Origin of the sequence: Sulfitobacter sp., from assembly GCF_041552635.1 — a bacterium.
Lineage (GTDB): Bacteria > Pseudomonadota > Alphaproteobacteria > Rhodobacterales > Rhodobacteraceae > Sulfitobacter.
Window position 1 is genome coordinate 1 of record NZ_JBFEKM010000290.1, and the last position, 2,940, is coordinate 2,940.

5 protein-coding genes are annotated in these 2,940 nt (G+C 57.0%); 4 read left to right on the forward strand and 1 reads right to left on the reverse strand.

Annotation, left to right across the window (positions count from 1 at the left end):
- Positions 1 to 179 precede the first annotated feature (179 nt).
- Positions 180 to 722 carry a MurR/RpiR family transcriptional regulator gene (locus tag ABYT07_RS20150; RefSeq protein ID WP_372993793.1) on the reverse strand — a complete coding sequence of 181 codons (543 nt, stop codon included), beginning with the start codon at positions 720 to 722 and terminating at the stop codon, positions 180 to 182.
- Between the two features lie 498 nt (positions 723 to 1,220).
- Here ABYT07_RS20150 and ABYT07_RS20155 point away from each other — a divergent pair, with 498 nt between their 5' ends.
- The 4 genes from ABYT07_RS20155 to ABYT07_RS20170 form a co-directional block, all read left to right on the forward strand.
- The gene (locus ABYT07_RS20155; RefSeq protein WP_372993794.1) at positions 1,221 to 1,469 is read left to right on the forward strand and encodes a TRAP transporter small permease; all 249 of its coding nucleotides are present in this window, start codon (positions 1,221 to 1,223) and stop codon (positions 1,467 to 1,469) included.
- Positions 1,462 to 2,490 carry an MlrC C-terminal domain-containing protein gene (locus ABYT07_RS20160; RefSeq protein WP_372993795.1) on the forward strand — a complete coding sequence of 343 codons (1,029 nt, stop codon included), beginning with the start codon at positions 1,462 to 1,464 and terminating at the stop codon, positions 2,488 to 2,490. Before ABYT07_RS20155 ends, ABYT07_RS20160 begins: the two co-directional genes overlap by 8 nt.
- Before the next feature lies 1 nt (position 2,491).
- Positions 2,492 to 2,737: a hypothetical protein gene (locus ABYT07_RS20165; protein WP_372993796.1), complete on the forward strand. Its 246-nt coding sequence runs from the start codon at positions 2,492 to 2,494 to the stop codon at positions 2,735 to 2,737.
- Positions 2,738 to 2,744: 7 nt separating this feature from the next.
- Positions 2,745 to 2,940 (forward strand): PfkB family carbohydrate kinase (locus tag ABYT07_RS20170; RefSeq protein ID WP_372993797.1); only part of this gene is annotated, 196 nt, incomplete at its 3' end.

Here is a 2,940-nt window from a genome sequence, read left to right on the forward strand (position 1 = left end):
AAGGGCTTCGCACTTCAGACAGTTTTTCAATGGGCACGGAATTTGAGCTTTTTGATCATTCACCCGCGGACTACTCACCGATCCAACATCATCGAAATCTGCCCAGCTTTCGATATAATGAGGCAAACCAAACCCGCCCGCAACGACTTGTCGCTACCCCCGAGAATTTGGGGGGCGATCTAGTCTCCCAAGGGCTGCGGGCCGGTTCTGCCGTGATAGGCTGTCAGAGAAGCCCGGATGCGGCGTAAGTTTTTAGTTGTTTCGTGCGCTAGATCCTGAGCGACAGACATGGCCAACGCGTCGACAATGATCATGTGAATATAGCGCGAGGCTGTCGGCTTATGGATATCCTTGTCTTCTGGAAGGTCCACAAGAATGGGGATCGTGCAGGAATCCGCAAGGCGGGTGCCGGATTTGGTGATACAAATCGTAGTCGCACCATACCCACAGGCAATCTCGGCGGCACCGACGATTGCGTCTGCTTCGCCGCTGGCCCAGATCAGAAACAACACGTCCCCCGGCTGGAGAGTCGCGGCACGCATTTGCAGGATATAGCTGTCGCTGGTAGAGACAGACGGGATGCCGAGGCGAAAAAACCTGTTCGCCGCTTCTTGCGAGACGTTCGACGATCCGCCGCCGATGTCGGCAAACAACAGATGTCTGGTCCGCAGCAGGGCCGACTTGGCGCGGTCCAGCACCTCATAATCTATCTGGCGGCGCATCACATTTGCAGAAGCGGAGATTCCGCCAAGTATCTGGTTGATTGCGGTATCGCCGTCGGCAGATTCGAGTTGGGGGTCCGCTGATGTCCTCAGGATGGGCGTTGACGTAATCGGCGACCTTCTGCTCTTTAGTCGCAAGATTGCCGTCATGGCGGCGCAGGGCCGAGATAACATGTGCTACGCCAGATCGGCCTTTTTGCGGAGGGAGGCTTTCCAGCTTTGTTTCGGTGGATTTGGGGGGCATATCTTCCTCCTACTTCGAGAAAGGAAGTGTAGTTAAGCTACGCACACCGTCAATTGCATGGAAAATTATGCTACATTTTCCAGTATTTACCGGGAAAATGTAACTCCATAACATTTTTATTTAATTTAATCCGAGGAACGCGCTCATATGTAATTTAATTACAACGTCGTGTCAGGGGCCGGCCGATGCGAAACTAGGCAGAAAATGCCAGTGCCAAGATTAACACCGCCGTAGAAGCCATTGTTGCGGCGCTGATGCTGACGCTGGTTCTTGACGTCTGGCTGGGCGTCGCGGATCGCTATCATTTTCACTGGCAGTTGCCATGGCCCGAGGTAATGGCCCGCTACCTGATGATCTGGGCGGCGATGCTTGCCGTGTCGTCGGGTGTCGCCCGGCGCGATCATATCGGTCTGACGGGATTTCTTATGATGTTGCCGTTTCAGCTTCGCCGCGCGCGCAGAGATTACGCCGGTTCTGTCTGTATTCGATGTTTGCATGATTGACCTTTTGCCCACCAGTCGCGCCCCGTTGCCCGGATTTGTGGACAAGCTGATGGCACTAGAAGAAGACGGTGCCGCCCTGTCGATCTCGGCCATCCATGATTTCATGGCGGGTGATTCTCCCGATCTGGGGGCAAAAATCATCGTCGTCTCGGACGGCGACAAGCCCGGCGGTGATGCCCTTGCCCATGATCCGGGGATGGAACTATTTTCATTCCGAGGCACGACCAAGCCCGAGTTTCTGGCCGTTGCAGACGCGCTGGCACAAGCCCGCGACGCCAAGGCCGGACCGGTTGTCATTGCTGATGTCTGGGACAATCCCGGCCGCGGGGTCGCCGGGGATTCCACGATCCTTTTGCGCACCGCGATCGAGATGAATATGACCTCGATAGCGCTTGGCACCCTCTGGGACCCGATGGCAGTCCGTTTATGCCATGCCGCCGGAGAGGGTGCCGTTATGGACCTGCGCTTTGGCGGCAAGACATCCGCCTTTGCCGGTGCACCGATTGATGCCACGGTTACGGTAGTCAAAACAGCCTGCAACGCCGTGCAAAGCTTTGGCACCTCGGTCGTGCCTTTGGGCGACTGTTCGATGATCCGCGTGAGCGACATCGAAGTCGTGCTGAATCCTAACCGCTCTCAAGCGTTTTCGCCGGACCTGTTTACCAATCTTGGCATCGACATCAAGACCCACAAGCTGCCAATGATCGCGAAGCGACAGGTTCAGGCCAGCACCATCGGCATCACCTGTCAAAAGATCAGCGAAGCCGAGGCCAAGACCCTGATCGAAGCGTCAGGGCTGGACGTTCCGGTGATCTCGAATGGTGGATCGCCGGGCATGTGGCAGGCGCAGGACGTGCCTGTTGCAACCGAATACCGGTTTGACACCTACATCTTTAACGACAGCTCGCTTCAGGATCGTAGTGCCCGCACATGGGATGATTGCGCGCTTAGCGTTCTGGTCACGGTGGTGTCGGTGCCCACCAGCAACCGCGCCGTGGTAATGCCGGCACCAAGGTCCTGACGTGCGACCTTCTAGGATTGGACGGGCACGGTCATGTGCTGGGTCGCCCGATATCAAAGTCGCAGGGCTGTCCGAAGAACATGGCGTGCTTACAGCGGATGCAATTGACCTCAAGGTCGGTGACCGTCTGCGTATCGTTCCGAACCATGTTTGCGTGGTCAGCAATATGCTGGATGAGGTGCAGTTTATCCGCGGCGACACAGTTCTGGGGCCATCCCCTGTCGCAGCGCGCGGCAAGGTAATGTGACATCGCAATGAGTGATCTTTTATGCCTTGGAGAGCCGCTTTGCGAATTGAATGCCCAAGCCGACGGCGCGTTCAAGGCTGGGTTCAGCGGGGATGTGTCCAACGTCGCGATTGCGGCCGCACGGCAAGGCACGGATGTCGGGCTGATCTCGCTGGTCGGGGATGATCCGTTCGGGGCCGATCTGGGTCGGCTGTGGCAGCGCG

Bases quoted from the DNA above. Each gene is read 5' to 3' on its own strand.
- ABYT07_RS20160 (WP_372993795.1), top strand. From the start codon at position 1,462: ATGATTGACCTTTTGCCCACCAGTCGCGCCCCGTTGCCCGGATTTGTG.
- ABYT07_RS20150 (WP_372993793.1), bottom strand. From the start codon at position 722: ATGCGCCGCCAGATAGATTATGAGGTGCTGGACCGCGCCAAGTCGGCC.
- ABYT07_RS20155 (WP_372993794.1), top strand. From the start codon at position 1,221: ATGCTGACGCTGGTTCTTGACGTCTGGCTGGGCGTCGCGGATCGCTAT.